The sequence below is a fragment of the Pseudomonas sp. CFBP13528 genome, assembly GCF_005233615.1.
GTDB classification, from domain to species: Bacteria; Pseudomonadota; Gammaproteobacteria; order Pseudomonadales; family Pseudomonadaceae; genus Aquipseudomonas; species Aquipseudomonas fluorescens_AM.
Genome location: NZ_QGAJ01000003.1, coordinates 315,509 through 338,524 on the forward strand (window position 1 = coordinate 315,509; position 23,016 = coordinate 338,524).

Consider the following 23,016-nt stretch of genomic DNA (forward strand, 5'->3'; position numbering starts at 1 on the left):
ATCCACTGCTATCGGGGGCAAGCCCCCTCCCACATTGACCGCATTTCAATTTAGCGTTCGTGTACATAGGTGCCCGGTGCCGCTTCGGCCGCAGCGTAGGTTTTATTACCTAATGTTGTCGGGGCTTTTTTCAACTTGCCTGCCCGCTCCGCCTGCCATGCCTGCCAGTGCAGCCACCACGAGTCGGTGTGCTTGGTTGCGTTTTCCTGCCATTGCAGTGCTGTGCCCGCCAGGCCCTCACTGGTCTGGTAACGCGACTTGGGGTTGCCCGGCGGGTTGAGGATGCTCTGGATATGCCCGCTGCTGGACAGCACGAACTCCACCTTGCCGCCAAACAATTGTGCGGACTTGTAACAGGACTGCCAGGGCGTGATGTGGTCGTTGGTGCCGGCCAGTGAATAGATATCGGCCGTGACCTGTTTGAGATCAATGGGCGTGCCGCACACTTCCAGGGCATTGGCGCGCACCAGCGGGTTGTTCTTGAACAGCTCGATCAGGTCGCCATGGAAGGCGGCCGGCAGGCGCGTGGTGTCGTTGTTCCAGAACAGGATATCGAACACCGGCGGCTCGTTGCCCAGCAGGTAGTTGTTGACCCAGTAATTCCAGATCAGGTCGTTGGGCCGCATCCACGCAAACACCTTGGCCATGTCACGGCCTTCCAGTACACCGGCCTGATAGGAATGGCGCTTCGCCGCTTCGAGCGTCTGTTCATCGACGAACAGCGCCACCTGGGTGTCCAGCGTGGTGTCCAGCACGCTCACCAGCAGGGTCAGGGCGTTGACTTTTTTCTCCCCCAGCGCCGCGTAGTGGCCCAGCAGCGCGGTGCAGGTGATGCCGCCGGAGCAGGCGCCCAGCATGTTCACGTCCTTGCTGCCGGTAATGGCCGTGATCACATCGACGGCTTCCTTGAGCGCTTCGATATAGGTCGACAGGCCCCACTCGCGCTGGGCCTTGGTCGGGTTGCGCCAGCTGACGATAAAGGTCTGCTGCCCATTGCGCAGGCAGAAGCGCGCCAGGCTCTTGTCCGGGCTCAGGTCAAATACATAGAATTTATTGATCTGCGGCGGCACCACCAGCAGCGGTCGCTCGTGCACCTGCTCGGTGATGGGCTTGTACTGGATCAGCTCCAGCACATCATTGCGAAATACCACGGCGCCTTCGGTGGTGCCCAGGCTCTTGCCCACTTCAAAGGCGCCCATGTTGACCTGGCTGGGCATGCCGCCGTTGTGCACCATGTCCTTGGCCAGGTGGGACAGGCCATCGAGCAGGCTTTTGCCGCCGGTTTCAAAGAAGCGTTTGACGGCCGCCGGGTTGGCTGCGCTATTGGTGGGCGCCATGGCTTCAGTCATCAGGTTGATCACGAAGTGGCCGCGACTGATGTCCTGTTCCGAGAGATTGCTGTCGCCGATCCAGTCGTGCAGTTCCTTGCGCCACGCCAGATAAGTCTGCAGATAACGTTTGTAGAGTGGGTTCTGGCTCCAGGCCGGGTCATGGAAGCGACGGTCATCGCTTTCCGGCACCAGCGCCGATTTGCCGAACATGACGTTCTTGAGCTCCACCCCGAAATGGGCCACGTGTTTGACGCTGTGTAACGGTTGCTTGATGGCTTGGGTCAGCACCATCTTCGCCGAGGCCAATAAGTCCTTTTTGCGTAACGCGATGATCGGGTTCAACCCCAGGGTGTTTTCCGAGGCCTGCCGTTTCAAGTCATCGTTATTCTTGTTACTCATCTACGACGCTCCATTGTCCGAAAGACGAGTACCGGCGATTGCTGCGCACCCATTTCGATACACGACACCAGCCTGGTACTGCGCTCGGGTGACCGTTGATACCGCATCGTCAAATGCAGGGAACTTGCCAGCTCCATTGGTTACCCGAGTTTAATTTTTTTCGCAAGCGGGCCAATCGTTGACCACGAGACAAGGCATTCAAGCAGATGGAATTAGAAAATGCCCTCTAAAGAGCAAGAAGCCTGGACTAGAGCATCAGCCGCACGACCGACTGACTCGGATCGCGGGTTTTTCCGGCAGCTTTCAGCTCGGCCAGGTAATCGGCCCACAGCGCGTCCTGACGCACGGCCAGTTGATAAAGGTAATCCCAGGTGAACAATCCGCTGTCATGGCCGTCGTCGAAGGTCAGTTTCAGTGCGTACTGGCCGGCCGGTTCCAGCTTGATCAACCTGACGTTGAGCTTGCCGAATTGCAGGATAGGTTTGCCGTGACCCTGGACCTCGGCGGAAGGCGAGTGCACGCGCAGGAATTCGGCGGGCAGTTGGTAGGCTTCGTCCGGGCCGTAGGTGAGGCCCAGGGTGTTGGAGATTTTGTGCAAATTAACAGCGGTGGGGGATTTTGACATGGGGGACACCTTGGGCTGCAAGCTACAAGCTGCAAGTTGAGTGTATTCAGCTTGCGGCTTGTAGCTTACAGCTTGCGGCTTACAGAATGTACCGCGACAAGTCTTCGTTCTGCGCCAATTCGCCCAGGTGGCTGTTGACGTAATTCGCGTCGATCTTGATCGCTTCGCCATTCTGCGCACCGGCCATGTCGCCGGCACTGAAGGACACCTCTTCGAGCAGGCGCTCAAGCAAGGTGTGCAGACGACGCGCACCGATGTTCTCGGTCTTCTCGTTGACCTGCCAGGCAATCTCCGCCAGGCGCTTGATCCCGTCCGGCTGGAACTCGATGCCCAGGCCTTCGGTTTTCAGCAATTCACGGTACTGTTCGGTCAGTGAGGCATGCGGCTCGCTGAGAATGCGCTCGAAGTCGCCCGGGGTCAGCGCCTTGAGTTCCACGCGGATCGGCAGGCGGCCTTGCAACTCAGGTACCAGGTCGCTTGGCTTGCTCAGATGGAAGGCACCGGAAGCGATAAACAGGATGTGGTCGGTCTTGACCATGCCCAGCTTGGTGTTGACCGTGCAGCCTTCGATCAGCGGCAGCAGGTCACGCTGGACGCCCTCGCGGGACACATCGACGCCGCCGGAGTTGCCGCGCTTGGCCACTTTGTCGATCTCATCGATAAACACGATGCCGTGCTGCTCGACCGCTTCCAGGGCCTTGGCCTTGAGTTCTTCCTCATTGACCAGGCGTCCGGCTTCTTCGTCGCGCACCAGCTTCAGGGCTTCCTTCACCTTGAGCTTGCGGCTTTTCTTCTTGCCCTTGCCCATGTTGGCGAACAGGTTCTGCAACTGGCTGGTCATTTCTTCCATGCCAGGCGGCGCGGAAATATCCACGCCCGACACTTCGGCCACTTCGATCTCGATTTCCTTGTCGTCCAACTGGCCTTCACGCAGGCGCTTGCGGAACAGCTGGCGGGTGTTGGAATCCGAGGCCGGTGCGGCGTCTTCGTTGAAGCCCATGCGCGCCGGAGGCAACAGCGCATCGAGGATGCGCTCTTCAGCGGCATCTTCGGCGCGGTGGCTGACCTTGGTCACTTCCTGTTCGCGCAGCATCTTCAAGGCGGCGTCAGCCAGGTCGCGGATGATCGACTCGACGTCGCGGCCCACATAGCCGACTTCGGTGAATTTGGTCGCTTCCACCTTGATGAATGGAGCATTGGCCAACTTGGCCAGGCGCCGGGCGATTTCGGTTTTACCGACGCCGGTCGGGCCGATCATCAGGATGTTCTTGGGCGTGACTTCAACGCGCAGTTCTTCGGGCAGTTGCATCCGGCGCCAGCGGTTACGCAGCGCAATGGCGACGGCGCGCTTTGCATCGTCCTGGCCGATGATATGGCGATTGAGTTCATGGACGATTTCGCGGGGGGTCATGGACATAGTGTCTGGCGGCCTCAAGCGGGAATAAGCCTGGGGCTTATTCGGCGAGGTCCTGCTCCTCAATGGTCTGGTTGTGGTTGGTGAACACGCAGATATCGCCGGCGATACCCAGGGCGGTCTCGACGATTTCACGCGCCGACAGGTCGGTTTTCTTCAGCAGCGCACTGGCCGCCGCTTGGGCGTAGCCACCGCCGGAACCCATGGCGATCAGGCCATGTTCGGGCTCAACCACGTCGCCGTTGCCGGTGATGATCAGGGACGCGTCTTTGTTCGCGACGGCGAGCATCGCTTCCAGGCGGCTGAGGGAGCGGTCGGTGCGCCATTCCTTGGCAAGCTCTACGGCGGCGCGTACCAGGTGGCCCTGGTGTTTCTCAAGCTGGCCTTCGAAACGTTCGAAGAGGGTGAAGGCGTCGGCGGTAGCGCCGGCGAACCCGGCAAGCACCTGGCCGTGGTACAGGCGACGCACTTTCTTGGCGTTGCCTTTCATCACGGTATTGCCCAGGGAAACCTGGCCGTCGCCGCCCATGACGACTTTGCCGTGGCGACGTACTGAAACGATGGTGGTCAAGGGGAGAGTCTCCACGCAGCGGGGCGAAAATGCCCTGATGGAAACTGATATGGGGGTGGTGGAGGGGATTTCAACCGTAGGACGGCAGCGCGGACGAGTGGTGTTTATGGCTCCGACACCTATTCAAGAACACCGCAAAACCAAATGTGGGAGGGGGCTTGCCCCCGATAGCGGTGTATCAGTCGCTGAATATATGGACTGGTCTACCGTCATCGGGGGCAAGCCCCCTCCCACATTTTAATTGCGGTTGAGCCGAGATCAGCGGCTCTGGCGCTGTTGTAACAGCAGGTTGCTAAAGCCTGCCCCGGCCAACTGTTTCTGCGCCACGGTCAGCTGTTCGCGGTTGCTGAACGGGCCTACCAGCACGCGATACCAGGTCGCTTCCTTCACGGTGCCGGATTCCACCGTCACCGACTGGCCCAGCAGAATGATCTGCGCGCGTACACGGTCCGCGTCCGCCTGTTTGGGGAACGAGCCCGCCTGCAGGAAGAACTTGGTCACCGGCGCCGCTTTGGTCTCTGCCACTGGAGGCGCTGGCGGTGGGGTAATGCCGGCCAATGCTGCCTGGGCGCGCGCGGTGTCGATCTTCGCCGCTTCCGCTGGCGTTACAGGTGTGGTCGGCACTTGCGGCGTCGGCAGGGTTTTCTCCGGCACGGCGTCGGGCGGCACGATCACTTCCGATTCCGGCAGCAGCGTGTAGAAATCGTACTTCGGTTTCACCGGAACCGTCGGGCTCGGCGCAGTCTTGTTGGCCTCGGCGATTTTCGTGGCTTTCTGCTGCTCCTGTTTGACGCGCTTGACGTCATCGCCCTGGCCGGGCTCCAGCTTCATCAGGAATACAACGAATGCGCCGACCGTGAGGCCGATCGCCATCCACAGCCACCCTGGAATCGGCTGCTTGGCCGGTGCCTGGTAGCGGCTGGCGCCGCGCTTGGGTGCAGGTTTTTTCTTGGCTGCCAACTTACATGCGCTCCAGAGTTTCCAGGCCCAACAGCTCCAGGCCTTGCTTTAGGGTCCGTCCAGCCAGTGCGGCAAGGCGCAGGCGACTTTGCTTCTGGGCTTCATCGTCGGCGCTGAGGATCGGGCAGTTCTCGTAGAAGCTGGAGAACAGGCCGGCCACTTCGTACAGGTAGGTGCAGAGGATATGCGGCGTGCCTTTCTCGCCGACGCTGTTGAGCACCTCGCCGAACTGCGCGAGCTTGGCGGCCAGGTCCTGTTCGTGGGGTGCGTCCAGCACGATCCGGCCTTCGACTTCGCTGAAGTCCTTGCCCAGTTTGCGGAACACGCCGGCCACACGGGTGTAGGCGTACAGCAGGTATGGGGCGGTGTTGCCTTCGAAGTTGAGCATCAGGTCGAAGTTGAAGCTGTAGTCGCTGGTGCGATGCTTGGACAGGTCGGCGTATTTCACCGCGCCAATGCCTACCACGCGGGCGATATTGCGCAGGTCGGCCTCGGCCAGTTCCGGGTTCTTTTCCTTGACCAGGCTGTAGGCGCGCTCCTGGGCTTCGGTCAGCAAGTCGACCAGCTTCACCGTGCCGCCATCGCGGGTCTTGAACGGACGGCCATCGGCGCCGTTCATGGTGCCGAAGCCCATGTGCTCCATATGCATCGGATGGGTGACGAAGCCGGCGCGGCGCGCCACTTCGAACACTTGCTGGAAGTGCAGGGCCTGGCGCTGGTCGACGAAATACAGCGCGCGATCGGCCTTGAGCACGCCGCTGCGGTAACGCACGGCGGCCAGGTCGGTGGTGGCGTAGAGGTAACCGCCATCGGCCTTGACGATGATCACCGGCAGCGGCTCGCCATCGGCGGTCTTGAATTCCTCAAGGAACACGCACTGCGCACCGTTGCTCTCGACCAGCAGGCCCGCGGCCTTGAGGTCGTTGACCACATTGATCAGGTCTTCGTTGTAGGCACTTTCGCCCATCACGTCGGCCATGGTCAGCTTGACGTTGAGCAGCTCGTAGATTTCCTGGCAGTGGGACAGGGAGATATCGCGGAAACGCCCCCACAGCTCCAGGCATTCCTTATCGCCCGCTTGCAGCTTGACCACCAGGCTGCGCGCACGGTCGGCAAATTCTTCGGATTCGTCAAAGCGCTTCTTGGCCGCGCGGTAGAAGTTTTCCAGGTCGGCCAGCTCGTTGCTGGTGATCGGGTTTTCCTGCAGGTAGGCCATCAGCATGCCGAACTGGGTGCCCCAGTCGCCCACGTGGTTCTGACGGATGACGGTGTCGCCGAGAAATTCCAGGACCCGCGCCACGCCGTCGCCGATGATGGTCGAACGCAGGTGGCCGACGTGCATCTCCTTGGCGAGGTTAGGTGCCGACAGGTCGATGACCACGCGCTGGCTGTCACCAGCCTTGCGTGCACCGATGTGCGCGTCGGCCAGGGCGGCATCCAGGCGCGCGGCCAGGGCCTGGGTGTTCTGGAAGAAGTTGATAAAGCCGGGGCCGGCGATTTCGGCTTTGGTGACACTGGCGTCAGCCGGCAGCGCGGCGATGATTTTTTCCGCCAGGTCGCGCGGCTTCATGCCTGCAGGCTTGGACAGCATCATCGCGATGTTGCTGGCGAAGTCGCCGTGGGTCTTGTCGCGGGTGTTCTCCACCTGGATCGCCGGCGACAGGCCTTCAGGCAACACACCTTCGTTGACGAGTTGGGTGAGGGCTTGTTGGATCAGCTGGCGAATGGTGTCTTTCATGGTGTTCTCTTTCGACCGCAAGCGGCGGCGCGCGATGCGCAGGTGGAAAAACTGGGCATTATCCGTGGCGAGGGCGGGCTTGCCAACCGTTCAAGAGGGTTGGTAGACCTGCGGGCCTCATCGCGGCATGGGTATCTACACAATTTTGGTGCGACACCGCAGCTGTGGCGAGGGCGCTTGCTCTTGTGACGGCCGCACGGCCAACGCTTATCTATCTGATGCTCCGAGGTTCAAATGTGGGAGGGGGCTTGCCCCCGATGGCGGCCTCTGGGCCGACCAGGATGCTGGATTGGAACGAGTACATATCCGTTTCTGCGGTAACGGCCGCCATCGGTTTCCGCCCTTACGGCGGCTCACTTTTGAAAGCGCAAAAGTAAGCAAAACGCTCTTGCCCCACCACTCGGCACCTCGCCTAGGCTCGGTGTGCCCTCTCTCCGGCTTGAATCCGTGGGCCGCCGCAATGGGCCATCCATGGCCCAGTGCGGCTAACCCGGCGTCCTGCCGGGTTACCCACGGATTCAAGCCTGCGTTCGGCCAGCGTGGTTTAACGGGGCGCCTGAGATCAAAAGCAGATCAAGATCAAGGGCGACTCGCTTCGCATCGTGGTTACCGACTCGCGTTGCATCGTGGTTACGGTTGAGCGCTGCAGCGTTTTGTAGATACCTATGCTCATCGCGGGCTCGCCCACTCCCACATTTACGGTGTTTATATTTCAAAATGTGTGAGCTGGCTGGCTATCAATACAAATCGACCGGGTCTACATCCAGTGACCATCGCACCTGCCGGCCGCTGGGCATTTGCTCCAGGGCCAGCAACCAGCTGCTCAATAGCCGATGCAGCGGCGCGCGGGACGTTGCCTGCAAGAGTAGCTGAGCGCGATACCGTCCGGCGCGGCGTTCCATGGGCGCGGGCACCGGGCCGAGCAATTCGATGCCGCTCAGACCCAGCTCTACCCGTAAACGTTCAGCGGCGCTGCAGGCTTCGTCCAGAAAGCTCTCGGCCTGGCCCGGTTTATGTGCCTCGGCGCGCAGCAGCGCCAGGTGCGCAAACGGCGGCAGCCCGGCGGCGCGGCGCTCGCTCAACGCCTGTTCGGCAAAGGCAAAGTAACCTTGCTCGGTCAGTTGAATCAGCAGCGGGTGGTCGGCCAGGTGCGTCTGGATAATCACTCGGCCCGGCTCTTCGGCACGCCCTGCGCGGCCGGCGACCTGCACGATCAGCTGCGCCATGCGCTCGCTGGCGCGAAAGTCGCCGGAGAATAAACCACCGTCGGCATCCAGGATCGACACCAGGGTCACCCGTGGAAAGTGATGCCCTTTGGCAAGCATCTGCGTGCCGACCAGGATGCACGGCTGGCCTTTCTGGATGGTGGCGAACAATTGGTTCATCGCGTCTTTGCGCGACGTACTGTCGCGGTCCACCCGCAGCACCGGGTAATCCGGGAACAGAATGCCCAGGCGCTCTTCGGCGCGCTCGGTGCCCGCACCGACCGGGCGCAGGTCGACCTTGCCGCATTGTGGGCAGTGGCGGGGCACGGGCTCCACATGGCCGCAGTGGTGGCAGCGCAGTTCGCCGTAGCGCTGATGCACGGTCATGCGCGCATCGCAGCGCTCGCATTCGGACATCCAGCCACAGTCGTGGCACAGCAGCGTCGGCGCAAAACCGCGGCGGTTGAGGAACACCAGGACTTGCTGGCCGGCGGCGAGGGTCTGACCGATGGCTTGCTGCATCGGGCCGGAAATACCGCTGTCCAGCGGTCGGCTTTTTACATCCAGGCGCAGGAAACGCGGTTGCTTGGCGCCACCTGCACGCTCATTCAGGCGTAGCAGGCCATAACGACCGGTGTAGGCGTTATGCAGGCTTTCCAGCGATGGCGTGGCCGAACCGAGCACAATCGGGATGTCTTCCTGGCGCGCGCGCACCAGGGCCAGGTCGCGGGCGTGGTAGCGCAGGCCTTCCTGTTGTTTATACGAGCCGTCGTGCTCTTCGTCGACGATGATCAGGCCCGGATTTTTCATTGGGGTGAACAGCGCCGAGCGCGTGCCGATAATAATGTCGGCTTCGCCGTCCCGCGCCGCCAGCCATGACTCCAGGCGCTCACGGTCGTTGACCGCCGAGTGCACCAGGGCGATGCGGGCGTTGAAACGCTGTTCGAAACGCGCCAGGGTTTGCGGGCCGAGGTTGATCTCGGGGATCAGCACCAGCGCCTGTTTGCCGGCTTGCAAGGTTTCGCGGATCAACTGCAAATACACTTCGGTCTTGCCGCTGCCGGTGACGCCGGCCAGCAGGAACGCGTGGAAACTGTCGAACCCGGCGCGGATCGCTTCATAGGCGGCGCGTTGTTCGGGGTTCAGCGGCAGCTCCGGCTGGGCCAGCCAGTGTTCATGGCGCGGGTCGGGGGCGTGCTTGCGGATTTCCACCTGCACCAGGCCTTTGGCGAGCAACAGGTCGAGGCTGTCCTTGCTCAGCATCAGCTTGCTCAACAGCTGATGGGCGACGCCATGGGGATGCTGCGCCAGGGTGGCCAGGGCTTCACGCTGGCGTGGCGCGCGGGCGATGCGCGGGTCGTCCAGGCGCGCGCCGGGCACCATTGACCAGAAACGTTCCTGGCGCGCTTCGGCCAGTTCGCCCTGGCGCAGCAGCACCGGCAGCGCCCAGCTCAAGGTATCGCCCAGGCTGTGCTGGTAATACTGCGCGGTCCACAGGCACAGCTTGAACAGCGCGGGCGGCAGCGGTGCGGTGGCGTCGAGGAGGGCGATGGCCGGCTTGAGCTTTTCGGCGGGCACTTCGCTGTGGTCGGTGACTTCCACCAGGATGCCGATCATCTCCCTGCGCCCGAACGGCACGCGCACGCGCATGCCGGGCTCCAACTGCGCACGCGGCACACCCGCCGGCGCCCGGTAATCGAACAGGCGGCGCAGGGGCGAGGGCAGGGCGAGGCGCAAAATGGCGTCGGGCACGCGGAGGGTCTCATCTAGGCAGGTGGTGGCGCAGGGGCGGGAGCCTAGCAGACAGGGGAGGGCTTGGGTATGCCGTGGTTTTCTGATGAAAGGCGGTTTTCAGTCGGATGTGCGGCTTGCGTGATTGAAAAGGTCTGTTAGAATTCGCGGCCTAATTACGTGCGGTATTCGACAATAGTGTCGAGTGGCGGCACGCTAGCCCGAGGAAGTGCCATGAAAGCCGATATCCATCCAGCGTACGAAACCATCGAAGTCACCTGCAGCTGCGGCAACAAGTTCGAAACCCGTTCGAACCTGTGCAAGCCACTGGGTACTGACGTATGCAACGAGTGCCACCCGTTCTACACCGGTAAGCAGAAGACTCTGGACACCGGCGGCCGTGTACAGCGCTTCGCAGATCGCTTTGGTGCTTTCGGCAAGAAGCCTGCTGCTGCTACTCCGGCAGAGTAAGGCTCAAAAGCCTTATGGGCTTTTGCCAGCTGTTGAAAAAGGCGTCCCTTGCGGGCGCCTTTTTTGTGCCTGGGATTTGGCTTTCTGCCGCCCAGGCCCAGGTGTTCTGCCCCGCGCCAGCTTCGGTGGCCCCTGTGCACGTGCAGCGCGTAGTGGATGGCGACACTGTGCGCCTCAAGGATGGCCGCAGCGTTCGGATGATCGGTATCAACGCGCCGGAGACCGGTAAGAAGGGTCGCTCCGGCGAGCCGTTTGCGGTTGCCGCCCGCCAGCGTTTGCAGGCTTTGGTCAATGCCAGTGACGGGCATCTCGGGCTGGTGCCGGGGCGCGAGGGTAACGATCGCTACGGGCGAACTCTTGCCCACCTGTATGGCGCTGACGGCAACAACCTTGAGGCACAGTTGCTGGCTGAGGGCCTGGGGTTTCAGGTGGGCGTCGCGCCCAATGTCGAGCTGGTCGCCTGTCAGCAGGCTGCTGAAAACAGTGCGCGTAACGCGCGGTTGGGGCTCTGGCGGCAATCGCCGGTACAAAGCGTGACGCAACTCAAGCGGTCCGGTTTCGCCCTGGTCAGCGGACGGGTCAGCAAGGTCGAACGCAATCGCGGTGGAGTCTGGATTGAGTTGCCGGGCTCACTGGTATTACGCATTGCACCCGACCGGGTCCGTCTATTCGATGCTGCCATGCTCAATGGTCTGCAAGGCAAGACAATCGAGGCGCGTGGCTGGGTGCAGGACCGCTCCAGGCGCGGCGGGTTGAAAAAACCTCAGGCACGTTGGCTGTTGCCGCTCACCGATCCGAGCATGCTCGGATCGACGCCATAATAAAAAATTGTAGACATTTTTTAATGCGATTGTGAACAGTCAAGCCCTTGTATCCCGTGGCTTTAGACTAAAGTACGCCGCCGCAGGGCCTTGACACCTGTGACTGACCAGTCTTGTAGGGGCTTTGCGACACGCGTATCCTCGGCGGTCCGTCGACCAACAGTAAAAGCGGAATGCCGATATGTCTGATTTGAAAACTGCCGCTCTCGAATATCATGCCAATCCTCGTCCAGGAAAGCTGAGTGTAGAGCTCACCAAAGCCACTGCCACCGCCCGTGACCTGTCGCTGGCCTACAGCCCTGGCGTTGCCGAGCCCGTACGTGAAATCGCCCGCGACCCCGAGCTGGCGTACAAGTACACCGGCAAGGGCAACCTGGTTGCAGTGATTTCTGATGGCACCGCGATCCTGGGCCTGGGTAACCTCGGCCCATTGGCGTCCAAGCCGGTCATGGAAGGCAAGGGCGTGCTGTTCAAGCGCTTTGCTGGCATCGACGTTTTCGACATCGAAGTCGACTCCGAAAGCCCGCAGGCTTTCATCGACACCGTCAAACGCATTTCCATCACCTTCGGTGGCATCAACCTGGAAGACATCAAGGCACCCGAGTGCTTCGAGATCGAAAAGGCCCTGATCGAACAGTGTGACATCCCGGTATTCCACGATGACCAGCACGGCACCGCGATTGTTACCGCGGCCGGCATGATCAACGCCCTGGAAATCGCCGGCAAAACCCTGGGCGAGGCGAAGATCGTCTGCCTGGGCGCGGGCGCTGCGGCCATTTCCTGCATGAAGCTGATCATCAGCATGGGCGCCAGGCTGGAAAACATCTACATGGTCGACAGCAAGGGCGTGATCCAGTCCGAGCGTACCGACCTGAACCAGTACAAGGCGATGTTCGCCCACCCGTCCTCCAAGCGCACCCTGGCTGACGCCCTTGACGGTGCTGACGTGTTCGTCGGCCTGTCCGGCCCGAACCTGCTGAGCGCCGAAGGCCTGAAGTCGATGGCGCCGAACCCTATCGTGTTCGCCTGCTCCAACCCGGACCCGGAAATCTCGCCTGAGCTGGCGCACGCCACCCGCAGCGACGTGATCATGGCCACCGGCCGTTCGGACTACCCGAACCAGGTCAACAACGTGCTGGGTTTCCCCTTCATCTTCCGCGGTGCCCTGGACGTTCGCGCCAAGCGCATCAACGAAGAAATGAAAGTAGCGGCCGCCAACGCCCTGCGTGAACTGGCCAAGCTGCCGGTGCCGCAGGATGTCTGCGACGCCTACGGTGGCGCCAAGCTGGAATTCGGTCGTGAGTACATCATCCCGAAACCTATGGACAAGCGCCTGATCACCCTGATCTCTGATGCCGTGGCCAAGGCTGCAATCGAGACCGGCGTGGCAACCCTGCCGTATCCGAAGAACTACCCGCTGCAAAGCGTGGATGATGTGTTCAACGGCTAAGCTGTTGTAGCGCACCCACAAAAAGCCCCGGCTCTCGCGAGTCGGGGCTTTTTGTTGGGTGGCAATAATCTCGAGGTTGGCGAAGGCCCAAATGTGGAAGGGGGCTTGCCCCCGATGGCGGTGTATCAGCCACCAGATTCATTGGCTGAAAGTCCACTATCGGGGGCAAGCCCCCTCCCACATTGAAGCGGTGTTGCGCCCAGGATTGGGTTAGAAGAGATGGATCGGCACGTCTTCATCATCCGAAGAACTATCCGCTCAAAAGCGTTGTGCCTGGCGTTTTAATTGAGCCTTGTGGACATCTGAATGTGGGAGGGGGCTTGCCCCCGATGGCGGTGTATCAGCCACCAGATTCACTGGCTGAAAGTCCACAATCGGGGGCAAGCCCCCTCCCACATTGGAACTGTGTTGTGCCCAACAACGGGTCAGAACAAATCGATCGGCGCGCCTTCGTCCGCCGGCAGCGGGCTGCCCGGTACAGCTCCGTTGCCCAGCTCGTTGACCGACGGCGGCGTGTCTTCGCTCTTGAACAGTTCGAAGTAGGCGTTCGGCGTGCTTGGCGAGGCCGCGCGGCCACTGACCGGGTCGATGCGCAGGCTGAGGATGCCTTCCGGTTCCGGCTGGGTGTGCAGCGGCTTGTCCTTCAATGCCGCGCCCATGTAACTCATCCAGATCGGCAGCGCCACGGTCCCGCCGAATTCGCGACGACCCAGGCTTTCCGGCTGGTCGTAACCAGTCCATACCGTGGTCACGTAGTCACCGTTGTAGCCGGAGAACCAGGCATCCTTGGATTCGTTGGTGGTACCGGTCTTGCCCGCGATGTCCGCACGGCCCAGGGCCAATGCACGCCGACCGGTACCCTTCTTGATCACGTCTTGCAGGATGCTGTTGAGGATATAGGTGGTGCGGCCATCCACGATGCGTTCAGCCACCGCCGGTGCCTGTGGCTCGCCCGGAGCTTGAGCGTTTGCGGCAGGCGTCGTACCGGGCGTCGGCTCAATGGTGATGCCGCCGTTGCTCGGCGCGGCGAGACCATCGGTTGCCGCCACGCCATTGACCACATCGCCGGGTACCCGTGGCGGGTTGGCGGTGAACAGTGTGTCGCCATTGCGGCTTTCGATCTTGTCGATCAGGTACGGCGAGATCTTGTAGCCGCCGTTGGCAAAGGTGCTCCAGCCGGTGGCAATTTCCATCGGCGTGAGGGTGGCGGTGCCCAGGGCCAGGGACAGGTTCGGCGGCAGGTCAGACTTGGCGAAGCCAAACCGGGTCATGTAGTCGATGGTCTTGCCCACGCCCATCGCCTGCAGCAGGCGGATCGACACCAGGTTGCGCGACTTGTACAGCGCCTCGCGAATGCGGATCGGGCCGAGGAAGGTGTTGGTGTCGTTCTTTGGACGCCAGACCTTGTCCAGGTACTCATCGACGAACACGATCGGTGCATCGTTGACCAGGCTGGCCGCGGTATAGCCGTTATCCAGTGCAGCACTGTAGACGAACGGCTTGAAGCTCGAGCCCGGCTGGCGCTTGGCCTGGGTGGCGCGGTTGTAGTTGCTCTGCTCGAAGGCGAAGCCGCCAACCAGGGCGCGGATCGCACCATTTTGCGGGTCGAGGGACACCAGGGCGCCCTGGGCGACCGGTACCTGGCTGAATTTCAGGCTGTCATCCGCCTGGCGTTGCACGCGGATCAAATCACCCACTTGTGCCACATCGGACGGCTGCTTGGGCATCGGGCCCATGCTGTTGGTATTGAGGAATGGACGGGCCCATTTCATGCTGTCCCACGCCACATGCGCTTCGCCGGTGCGGGTCAGTACTTGCACGCCATCTTTCTTGACCTGGGTGACGATGGCCGGCTCCAGGCCGCTGATCGAGCGTTGTTTGCCCAGCTCGGTGGTCCAGGCGCTCAGGGTCTTGCCCGGCAGGCGCGATTCAGGGCCGCGATAACCGTGGCGCTGGTCATAGGTGATCAGGCCATCGTGCAGCGAATGATTGGCAATTTCCTGCAAGTTGCTTGGAACGGTGGTGGTCACGCGGAAACCTTCGGTGTAGGCCTCGCTGCCATACCGGCCAACCATTTCCGCACGGGCCATTTCGGCGATATAGGGCGCATTCACTTCCGGCGTCGGCACGTGATAGCTGGCGTTCAACGGTTCGGCCACGGCACTTTCGTACGCCGTCTGGTCGATCTTTCCGAGCTTGTACATGCGCCCCAGGATCCAGTCGCGACGCTCCTTGCTGCGCGCCGGGTTGGCCAACGGGTTGAAGCGCGACGGCGCCTTGGGCAGGCCGGCAATCATCGCCATTTGCGCAAGGCTGGCATCACGAATCGACTTGCCGTAGTACACCTGGGACGCCGCTTCGATGCCGTAGGCACGGTTGCCCAGGTAAATCTTGTTGACGTACAGCTCAAGGATTTCGTCCTTGGTCAACTGGCGCTCGATCTGCAGCGCCAGCAGGATCTCGGTGGCTTTGCGCGAAAAACTGCGCTCGCTGGTGAGGAAGAAGTTCTTCGCCACCTGCATGGTGATGGTGCTGCCGCCGGATTGAATGTGTCCGCTTTTTACCAGTTGCGTGGCTGCACGTACCAGGCTGCTGGGGTCGACGCCGTAGTGATTGGCGAAATTATCGTCTTCAGCCGAAAGTAACGCGTTGATGAAATTGGGCGGAATGTCGGCGAAACGGATCGGTGTACGGCGCATTTCGCCGAACTCCGCGATCAGTTTTTCATCGCTGCTGTAAACCCGCAAAGGAATCTGCAACTGGATACTTCTGAGGGCCTCTACCGACGGCAAACCCGGACTAAGGTAGAGGTAGGCCCCGCTGAGTACGAGCAGCAGCCCGCAGACGATCGCGACAATGGAGTACCCGAAAAACTTCAGCAGACGAATCAAGGCTTTTGGATTTCCAGAGAAAAGAAAGAGTTACGCGTCGGGGCATGCATGGCGAACGATGGATCGACCCGGGCAGCAGATAAAAAGCGGGAAAAAACGCTGGGCATTAAAGCATTTTCGCCTCCGGGCGTCATTCGTACGGCTCAAACAAGTCGACCGAATGCACTGCCCGGAGGCAATCAGGCGGTAAGACAGGCAAAGCTTTAGGGAGTTTTATGGGAAAGGGATTTTTCAGGCGAAAACACCACAGCGTTCTCGGCGTTGACATCAATGACCGAGGTATCAAGCTGATCGAGCTGGGCCGTTCGGCGCAAGGTTTCAGCATTCAAGGGTATGTGACACAGGGATTGCCGGCGCATGCGGTGGTCGATGGCACCGTGCTCGACCTCGAAGGCGCAGGGCGGGCGCTGCATCAGGCATTATCGCGGCTGCACAGCCGCGCCAGGCACGCAGCCGTGGCTGTGTCGGGCTCGTCGGTGATTACGCGGGTGATCGAAATGGACGCAGGCCTCAACGATGAACAAAGGGCCTGGCAGATACACATGGAGGCCGACCAGTACATTCCTTATCCTCTGGATGAAGTCGCCATCGATTTTCAGGTACGCGGCCCTTCGTCCCAGGGAGCGGGGCGGGTCGAGGTATTGTTGGCCGCATGTCTGCGCGAACAGGTCGAGGCGCGCGAGGCGGTCCTGGGCCTGGCCGGGCTGGTGACGCGGGTGGTGGATGTCGAAGCATTTGCATTGGAGCGCGCTTGCCGTCAGGATTTTGCCAGCTTCACGCCGGGTCATCGAGTCGATGGCGCACAATGGGCCGCCGATGCCCAAGGGATGGGAGTGGCTTGCGGGTTGGCCCTGAGGAGTTTCGCTGGATGACACGAATCAATCTTTTGCCTTGGCGCCAGCTGCTGGCAGAACGGCGCCGCAAGTATTTGCTGGTACTTCTACTGGCGTTTGCCTGCCTGGCGCTCGCGGCGGTGTGGCTGGCCGACCAAGTGATCGACCAGGCGATAGACCGGCAGGTAACCCGCAACGTCCGCCTGGACGGGAATGTCGCCGTGCATGACTCGCGGATCAAGACCATCGACGACCTGCAGGAACGAAGCCAGCAATTGGCGCAGCGCATGAAGGTGATGCAGGACCTGCACGACGCTCGCTCTTCCGGCGCTCGGCTGTTCGATCAGTTGGCGCGCACGATGCCCGATGGCGTTCACCTGCATGAGGTGGTAGCCAATGGCGATACCGTCAGCATCCGCGGCAGTGCAGACAGCAACCAGGACATCGCCCAGTTGATGCGTCGGTTGGAGGCGTCGCAAGGCGGCCATTCCGCGCGGCTCGAGCGTGTTCAGGCAGAAGGTGAGCGCGGCGCTCATCAGTTTCAGTTGATGGTGCGCCAGGGGGAAACCATCGAGGCGCAACCATGAGCCTGCCCGGGCTCGACTTTTCCGCACTCACCTACAACGCTGCAAAATGGCCCTGGCCTGGAAAGGTTCTGCTTGGCTGCACGCTGGGCGGCCTGGTGCTGGTGATAGCCGAGGTGTCATACCTGGGCGCTTCGCGAGAGCGATTGCACGGGTTAGAGGCGCGGGAGCAGGTGCTGCGCGAGCAGCTTGAAGAGCAAGCCGGTGTGGCCGCAGACCTTGAGGCGTCCACCGAGCACGTCAGGACGATGGAAGACACCGTCGCGGACCTTCAACGGCAACTGTCCGGTGACGCCGCAGTGCCGGCCTTGCTTGAAGACATCGCTCGTCTGGCGATTGCCAACGGCGTGTGGGTCGAAAGCGTTGCGGTGTTGGATGAGGCGTCGCAGCCGTTCCATGTCGAACAGCCCTTGAAGGTTGGCCTTACAGGGGCTTATCACGACCTGGCGGCGTTCGTCAGCGCCCTGGGTGGTTTGCAGCGCGTTGTCACGGTGCATGACCTGGCGTTGCGGTCGCAAGGGGCTTTGTTGCGTCTGGAACTGCTGATCAAGGCCTATCGAGGTGCCGTTCAAGGGGGCAACGCATTACGGGCGGTCGTCCCGGCCCCGCGCTTTGTTTATGACGCGGCATCCCTACGCGACCCGTTTCAACTCACGGCCCTGCAACCGCATCACCCGCCTGGGCGGCCCGCCCCTGCTCCGGATCTCACGCGGCCCCGCGGGCTGCTGGAGGGCATCGCAATCGACCAGTTCGCCATGGTCGGTACGCTGTCGGGCGGCGGGCAAGCCTTCGCATTGCTGCGTGCCGGATCAACGGTGCATCGGCTGGCGGTCGGCGACTACCTCGGGCCGGATCATGGTCAGGTCACGTCCATCCAGGACGGCCATGTGGAACTGGTCGAGCGCTTTCCCGATGAACGGGGCCTTTGGCTGGAACGCTTGCGAACGCTGGTGCTGGACGTCAACTCATAACGGAATCAACCAATGAAAAGGATTTTCTCGCCCTTCGGCGTGGCGCTATGGATAGCGTTCACGGTGCCGCTGGCTGCTGCTGTACCCAATCGCGTCGACCTTATCCACCTGCCTGCGCCCGAAAGCGCGTCATCGGCCGGCTATACGGGCGACACACTGAACCTTAATTTCCAGAACATCGATTTGCGCGCGGCATTGCAGCAAATTGCCGATGTCGCCGGCCTCAACCTGGTGGCCAGTGACGAGGTGCAGGGTTCGATCACCCTGCGGCTCAAGGACGTGCCCTGGGACCAGGCGCTGGACCTGGTGTTGCAAGCCAAGGGGTTGGACAAGCGGGTGAAGGCCGGGGTCTTGCTGGTGGCCCCCGCCGACGAATTGGCCGCACGCGAACTGCTGACGCTGGAGGCGCGCAAGCAGATGGCCGAGCTGGCGCCGTTGCGCCGGGAATTGCTGCAGGTCAATTATGCCAAGGCGGCAGACCTGGCCAAGCTGTTCCAGTCCGTGAGCGGCTTTGAGGGCACGACCGACGAGCGCGGCTCGGTGGCGGTGGACGACCGCACCAACAACATCATCGTCTACCAGACCGCAGAGCGGCTGGAAGAGCTGCGGCGGATCGTGGCGCAGTTGGACGTCCCGGTGCGCCAGGTGATGATCGAGGCGCGCATTGTCGAGGCCAATGTCGATTACGACAAAAGCCTGGGGGTGCGCTGGGGCGGGCGGCTCAATCGCGGCAATTGGGGCGCTGGCGGTATTGCCAGGCCTGTGGCGGATGACGCGCAGCCACCGCAGGATCCACCCAGTTCCCCCTTTGTGGACCTGGGTTCGCTGACCGGCACCTCGGGCCTGGGGCTGGCCTTTATCACCGACAACCTGCTGCTGGACCTTGAGCTGACCGCCATGGAAAAGTCCGGCAACGGCGAAATCGTCTCACAGCCCAAGGTGGTCACCTCGGACAAGGAAACCGCGCGCATCCTCAAGGGCACCGAGATTCCCTATCAGGAATCCACGTCCCGGGGCGCCACCTCGGTGTCGTTCAAGGAGGCTTCGCTGTCGTTGGAGGTCACGCCGCAGATCACCCCCGACGATTATGTGATCATGGAGGTCAAAGTCACCAAGGACGAACCCGACTATTTGAACAAACTCAACGACGTGCCGCCGATCAAGAAAAACGAGGTCAATGCCAAGGTCCTGGTCAAGGATGGCGAGACCATTGTCATCGGCGGGGTTTTCTCCAATACCCAGAGCAAAGTGCTAGATAAAGTGCCATTTTTGGGCGATGTGCCGTATCTTGGCCGCCTTTTCCGGCGCGATGTGCGGGCGGAGAAAAAATCCGAGCTGCTGGTATTCCTGACTCCGCGTATCATGAATAACCAGGCGATTGCTGTGAGTCGTTGATTCTGTGCGAAATTTGATTCTTGTAGGGCCGATGGGGGCTGGAAAAAGCACCATCGGCCGTTTGCTGGCCAAAGAGCTGCGCCTGCCGTTCAAAGATTCCGATAAGGAGATTGAATTGCGCACGGGTGCCAATATCCCATGGATCTTCGATAAGGAAGGCGAACTGGGCTTTCGCGACCGCGAGCAGGCAATGATTGCCGAGCTGTGCGGCTGCGATGGCGTGGTATTGGCCACCGGCGGAGGCGCAGTGATGCGTGATGAGAATCGCCGCGCCCTGCATGCCGGTGGCCGGGTGGTGTACCTGCATGCCTCGGTCGAGCAGCAGGTGGGCCGCACCGCCCGTGATCGCAATCGCCCATTATTGCGCACGGCCAACCCGGAAAAGACCCTGCGGGACCTGCTTGCGCTGCGCGATCCGCTGTATCGGGAGATCGCCGACCTGGTGGTGGAAACCGATGAACGGCCGCCCCGAATGGTGGTGCTCGACATTCTTGAGCGCCTGCAACGGCTACCACCCCGTTAAAGCCTGGCCGCAAATGCGCTATTCTCGGCGGCGCGCCATGACCTCGCGGGGTATGGCGCAGAGCCATCAGGCAACGCCTATCCAGGCGTTACCGGTTGTCAAAATATCTTCAACGCGGGGACACATGCAGACACTTAAGGTCGATCTAGGCGAGCGCAGCTACCCGATCCATATTGGCGAAGGTCTGTTGGACCTGCCCGAGCTGCTCGCACCGCATATTGCCGGTCGGCAAGTGGCGATCATCTCCAACGAAACGGTGGCGCCGCTGTATCTGGAGCGTCTGAGCCGCAGCCTGGCGGCGTACTCGGTGATCTCCGTGATCCTGCCCGACGGTGAAGCCCACAAGAACTGGGAAACCCTGCAGCTGATCTTCGATGGCCTGCTGAGCGCACGGCATGACCGCCGCACAACCGTGGTCGCCCTGGGCGGCGGTGTGATCGGCGACATGGCTGGCTTCGCGGCCGCCTGCTACCAGCGTGGCGTGGACTTTATCCAGGTGCCGACCACGCTGCTGTCTCAGGTTGATTCGTCGGTGGGCGGCAAGACCGGCATCAACCATCCGCTGGGCAAGAACATGGTCGGCGCGTTCTATCAGCCGCAGGCCGTGCTGATCGACACTGCGACCCTCAACACCCTGCCACCGCGCGAGCTGTCGGCGGGGCTGGCGGAAGTCATCAAGTACGGGCTGATCTGCGACGAGCCCTTCCTGACCTGGCTGGAAGCACACATGGACGCCCTGCGCGCCCTCGACCAGGTGGCACTCACCGAGGCAATTTCCCGCTCCTGCGCGGCCAAGGCGCTGGTGGTGAATGCCGACGAACGGGAATCCGGGGTACGGGCTACCCTGAACCTGGGCCATACCTTCGGCCATGCGATCGAAACCCACATGGGCTATGGTGTGTGGCTGCATGGGGAAGCCGTGGCGGCTGGCACCGTGATGGCATTGGAGATGTCGCAGCGCCTGGGCTGGATCAGCGCCCAGGAGCGTGATCGCGGGATCCGTCTGTTCCAGCGCGCCGGTTTGCCGGTGATTCCGCCGTCTGAAATGACCGAGGCGGATTTCCTGGAGCACATGGCAATAGACAAGAAAGTGATCGACGGTCGGCTGCGGCTGGTGCTGTTGCGCCACATGGGCGAAGCGGTGGTGACCGACGATTATCCGAAAGAGATTTTACAGGCCACGCTGGGAGCGGATTACCGCGCCCTGGCCCAGCTTAAAGGTTAATAAGATCCCGATGACTAGTTTGCATGCCGACGAGGCGTTCCTCGGCCATTATCACTTGAGCCACGACCCTTTCGCTCCACGGGTGCCTGGTTTCAAATTCTTCCCCGCCCAGCGCAAGCCGGTACTGGGGCAATTGCACCACCTCGCGCGCTACAGCCAGTTGCTGCTGGTGGTCACGGGGCCGTTGGGCAGCGGCAAGACGTTGCTGCGCCAGGCGCTGGTCGCCAGCACCAACAAGCAATCGGTGCAGAGCGTCGTCGTCTCGGCCCGTGGCGCCGGTGATGCGGCCGGCGTGTTGCGCCAGGTGGCGCAGGCGTTGGACGTAGCCAACGCTGAGCCGAACGCGATCCTCAAGCAGGTGGTGCAACTGGGCCTGACCGGCCAGGAAGTCTATCTGCTGGTGGATGACGCCGAGCAACTCGACGAGTCCGCCCTGGAAGCGTTGCTGGCGCTGGCGGCGGGTACGCCGGAAGGTCGTCCCCATGTGTTCCTGTTCGGTGAGTCGTCGCTGATCGCCGATCTGGAACAGATCAGCGGTGATCAGGAGCTGTTTCACGTCATCGAATTGCAGCCGTACGAAGAAGAAGAGACCCGCGAATACCTGGCTCAGCGCCTCGAAGGTGCAGGGGCCGGTATCGAACTTTTCTCCGCTGCGCAGATCTCTGATATTCACGAAAGCTCCGATGGCTGGCCTGGCAATATCAATCAGGTTGCCCGCGATGCAATGATCGAAGCCATGATTGCCAGCCGCTCTGCGGTCAAGCGTCCAAAGATGGGGTTCACTATGCCTAAGAAGCACGTATTGGCTATTTCCGCCGTTGTCGTGGTCGCCGTTGCCGCCGCCTGGTTGATTCCAGGCCGCAGCAAGGCCCCGGCCACCGCCGGCGCGCCAACCGAACAGGCGCAGTTGCCACTGGGCAAGCCCACGCCAAATGTCGAGTTCGCCAATTCCGGCCAACCGACCAACCTGCCGATGGTCGGCCAACCTGTCATGCGCGGCCCGTTGGCCGAGGAAGCCGGTGGCATCTCCGAAGGCGACGATGGCGTGCCGGTGGAAGGCTCCAGCGCCACGCCGCCGACCGTTACCACCACCGCGCCACCTGCGGGTGTCCCTGCCGGCACGCCAGCGGCGCCGGCTGCACCGGTTGCTCCAGCCGCTCCAGTTGCCAAGCCGACGCCTGCGCCGACGGTTGCCACGGCCAAGCCTGCGCCGGTCGCCAAACCTGCTCCTGCCCCAGCGCCAGCGGCCAAGCCTGCTGAAAAACCTGCCGCCACCGTCGCCAAGGCCGGCGCCGCCGGCAGCAGCTGGTACAGCAGCCAGCCCACCGGCAACTTCGTGGTGCAGATCCTTGGCACCAGCTCCGAGGCCAACGCCCAGGCATTCGTCAAGGAGCAGGGCGGCCAGTATCGTTATTTCAAGAAAGTGCTCAACGGCAAGCCTCTCTACGTGATCACCTACGGCAGCTTCCCAAGCCGCGCCGCAGCCGATTCTGCCATCAAAGCCTTGCCAGCGAAGGTTCAGGCTGGTAAACCTTGGCCTCGCACTGTCGCCAGCGTTCAACAAGAACTCGCGACAACTCGCTGAAGATCCGGCGGCCTTACCCAGGCCGCCCTCCCGGCACCTCAAAAAATCCGCAAGTGCGTGCTGCCCTTACAGGCCGCGCGCTTTGTGGTGTCTGCGTCACGGTAGCTTTTGAGTCGTAGCGGTCAGAATTAAAAAAGTTTTGACTAGCACAGCATATCGCTTTAAACCTTTCATAAATGCGACATAGATTTGCGACATTTCGTCGCTAAATTTGTGAGCGTCTGTGTCGGTGTGTACAATGACCTCCCTTTTGCCCCCGCTAAGCCGGCGTACGTTCGGCGTGGAAGGTAACC

At 61.6% G+C, this 23,016-nt stretch carries 18 protein-coding genes; 10 read left to right on the top strand and 8 right to left on the bottom strand.

Going from position 1 to position 23,016, the window contains the following annotated elements; translation table 11 throughout:
* Positions 1 to 50: 50 nt before the first annotated feature.
* The 7 genes from phaC to PspCFBP13528_RS08155 all read right to left on the bottom strand — a co-directional run bounded on the left by phaC (position 51) and on the right by PspCFBP13528_RS08155 (position 9,995).
* Entirely contained in the window at positions 51 to 1,730 is a 1,680-nt protein-coding gene (gene phaC, locus PspCFBP13528_RS08120; RefSeq protein ID WP_065950127.1) for a class II poly(R)-hydroxyalkanoic acid synthase, read from the bottom strand.
* 247 nt (positions 1,731 to 1,977) lie between these two features.
* Positions 1,978 to 2,355, bottom strand: coding sequence for a DUF971 domain-containing protein (locus PspCFBP13528_RS08125; RefSeq protein WP_065950128.1), 378 nt, complete (start codon positions 2,353 to 2,355; stop codon positions 1,978 to 1,980).
* Between the two features lie 79 nt (positions 2,356 to 2,434).
* Complete coding sequence (gene hslU, locus PspCFBP13528_RS08130; protein ID WP_065950129.1) at positions 2,435 to 3,772, bottom strand: ATP-dependent protease ATPase subunit HslU; 1,338 nt, start codon at positions 3,770 to 3,772, stop codon at positions 2,435 to 2,437.
* 37 nt (positions 3,773 to 3,809) lie between these two features.
* Positions 3,810 to 4,340 (bottom strand): ATP-dependent protease subunit HslV, encoded by a 531-nt coding sequence (gene hslV, locus PspCFBP13528_RS08135; protein ID WP_003171209.1) that lies wholly within the window; start codon positions 4,338 to 4,340, stop codon positions 3,810 to 3,812.
* Between the two features lie 258 nt (positions 4,341 to 4,598).
* On the bottom strand, positions 4,599 to 5,300 hold the full coding sequence (locus PspCFBP13528_RS08140; protein ID WP_065885706.1) for an SPOR domain-containing protein: 702 nt from the start codon (positions 5,298 to 5,300) through the stop codon (positions 4,599 to 4,601).
* 1 nt (position 5,301) lies between these two features.
* Positions 5,302 to 7,038 carry an arginine--tRNA ligase gene (argS, locus tag PspCFBP13528_RS08145; RefSeq protein ID WP_137199958.1) on the bottom strand — a complete coding sequence of 579 codons (1,737 nt, stop codon included), beginning with the start codon at positions 7,036 to 7,038 and terminating at the stop codon, positions 5,302 to 5,304.
* Positions 7,039 to 7,775: 737 nt separating this feature from the next.
* Complete coding sequence (locus PspCFBP13528_RS08155; RefSeq protein ID WP_065950131.1) at positions 7,776 to 9,995, bottom strand: primosomal protein N'; 2,220 nt, start codon at positions 9,993 to 9,995, stop codon at positions 7,776 to 7,778.
* 213 nt (positions 9,996 to 10,208) lie between these two features.
* On the opposite strand from PspCFBP13528_RS08155, the gene rpmE reads away from it, so the two are divergent.
* The 3 genes from rpmE to PspCFBP13528_RS08170 all read left to right on the top strand — a co-directional run bounded on the left by rpmE (position 10,209) and on the right by PspCFBP13528_RS08170 (position 12,716).
* A complete protein-coding gene (gene rpmE / locus PspCFBP13528_RS08160) occupies positions 10,209 to 10,445 on the top strand; it encodes a 50S ribosomal protein L31 (RefSeq protein ID WP_003237330.1) in 237 nt (78 codons plus the stop codon).
* 14 nt (positions 10,446 to 10,459) lie between these two features.
* Positions 10,460 to 11,266 carry a thermonuclease family protein gene (locus PspCFBP13528_RS08165; RefSeq protein WP_137199959.1) on the top strand — a complete coding sequence of 269 codons (807 nt, stop codon included), beginning with the start codon at positions 10,460 to 10,462 and terminating at the stop codon, positions 11,264 to 11,266.
* A 181-nt stretch (positions 11,267 to 11,447) separates the two neighbouring features.
* Positions 11,448 to 12,716: a malic enzyme-like NAD(P)-binding protein gene (locus PspCFBP13528_RS08170; protein WP_065950133.1), complete on the top strand. Its 1,269-nt coding sequence runs from the start codon at positions 11,448 to 11,450 to the stop codon at positions 12,714 to 12,716.
* A gap of 425 nt (positions 12,717 to 13,141) precedes the next feature.
* Here the strand turns inward: PspCFBP13528_RS08170 and PspCFBP13528_RS08175 are convergent, their stop codons facing one another.
* Complete coding sequence (locus PspCFBP13528_RS08175; protein WP_065950134.1) at positions 13,142 to 15,607, bottom strand: penicillin-binding protein 1A; 2,466 nt, start codon at positions 15,605 to 15,607, stop codon at positions 13,142 to 13,144.
* 215 nt (positions 15,608 to 15,822) lie between these two features.
* Here PspCFBP13528_RS08175 and pilM point away from each other — a divergent pair, with 215 nt between their 5' ends.
* From pilM to PspCFBP13528_RS08210, 7 genes are all read left to right on the top strand, one after another.
* The gene (pilM, locus tag PspCFBP13528_RS08180) at positions 15,823 to 16,479 is read left to right on the top strand and encodes a type IV pilus assembly protein PilM (protein WP_101219035.1); all 657 of its coding nucleotides are present in this window, start codon (positions 15,823 to 15,825) and stop codon (positions 16,477 to 16,479) included.
* Positions 16,476 to 17,027, top strand: a complete 552-nt coding sequence (locus PspCFBP13528_RS08185; RefSeq protein ID WP_065950136.1) for a PilN domain-containing protein — start codon at positions 16,476 to 16,478, stop codon at positions 17,025 to 17,027. Before pilM ends, PspCFBP13528_RS08185 begins: the two co-directional genes overlap by 4 nt.
* Positions 17,024 to 17,995 (top strand): pilus assembly protein PilP, encoded by a 972-nt coding sequence (locus PspCFBP13528_RS08190; RefSeq protein ID WP_137199960.1) that lies wholly within the window; start codon positions 17,024 to 17,026, stop codon positions 17,993 to 17,995. Before PspCFBP13528_RS08185 ends, PspCFBP13528_RS08190 begins: the two co-directional genes overlap by 4 nt.
* 69 nt (positions 17,996 to 18,064) lie before the next feature.
* The gene (locus tag PspCFBP13528_RS08195; RefSeq protein WP_101219041.1) at positions 18,065 to 19,390 is read left to right on the top strand and encodes a type IV pilus secretin PilQ family protein; all 1,326 of its coding nucleotides are present in this window, start codon (positions 18,065 to 18,067) and stop codon (positions 19,388 to 19,390) included.
* A gap of 4 nt (positions 19,391 to 19,394) precedes the next feature.
* Positions 19,395 to 19,913 carry a shikimate kinase AroK gene (gene aroK, locus PspCFBP13528_RS08200; protein ID WP_003171222.1) on the top strand — a complete coding sequence of 173 codons (519 nt, stop codon included), beginning with the start codon at positions 19,395 to 19,397 and terminating at the stop codon, positions 19,911 to 19,913.
* A gap of 124 nt (positions 19,914 to 20,037) precedes the next feature.
* Positions 20,038 to 21,138, top strand: a complete 1,101-nt coding sequence (gene aroB / locus PspCFBP13528_RS08205; protein WP_137199961.1) for a 3-dehydroquinate synthase — start codon at positions 20,038 to 20,040, stop codon at positions 21,136 to 21,138.
* A gap of 10 nt (positions 21,139 to 21,148) precedes the next feature.
* Positions 21,149 to 22,723, top strand: a complete 1,575-nt coding sequence (locus PspCFBP13528_RS08210) for an AAA family ATPase (RefSeq protein WP_137199962.1) — start codon at positions 21,149 to 21,151, stop codon at positions 22,721 to 22,723.
* Positions 22,724 to 23,016: the final 293 nt, after the last annotated feature.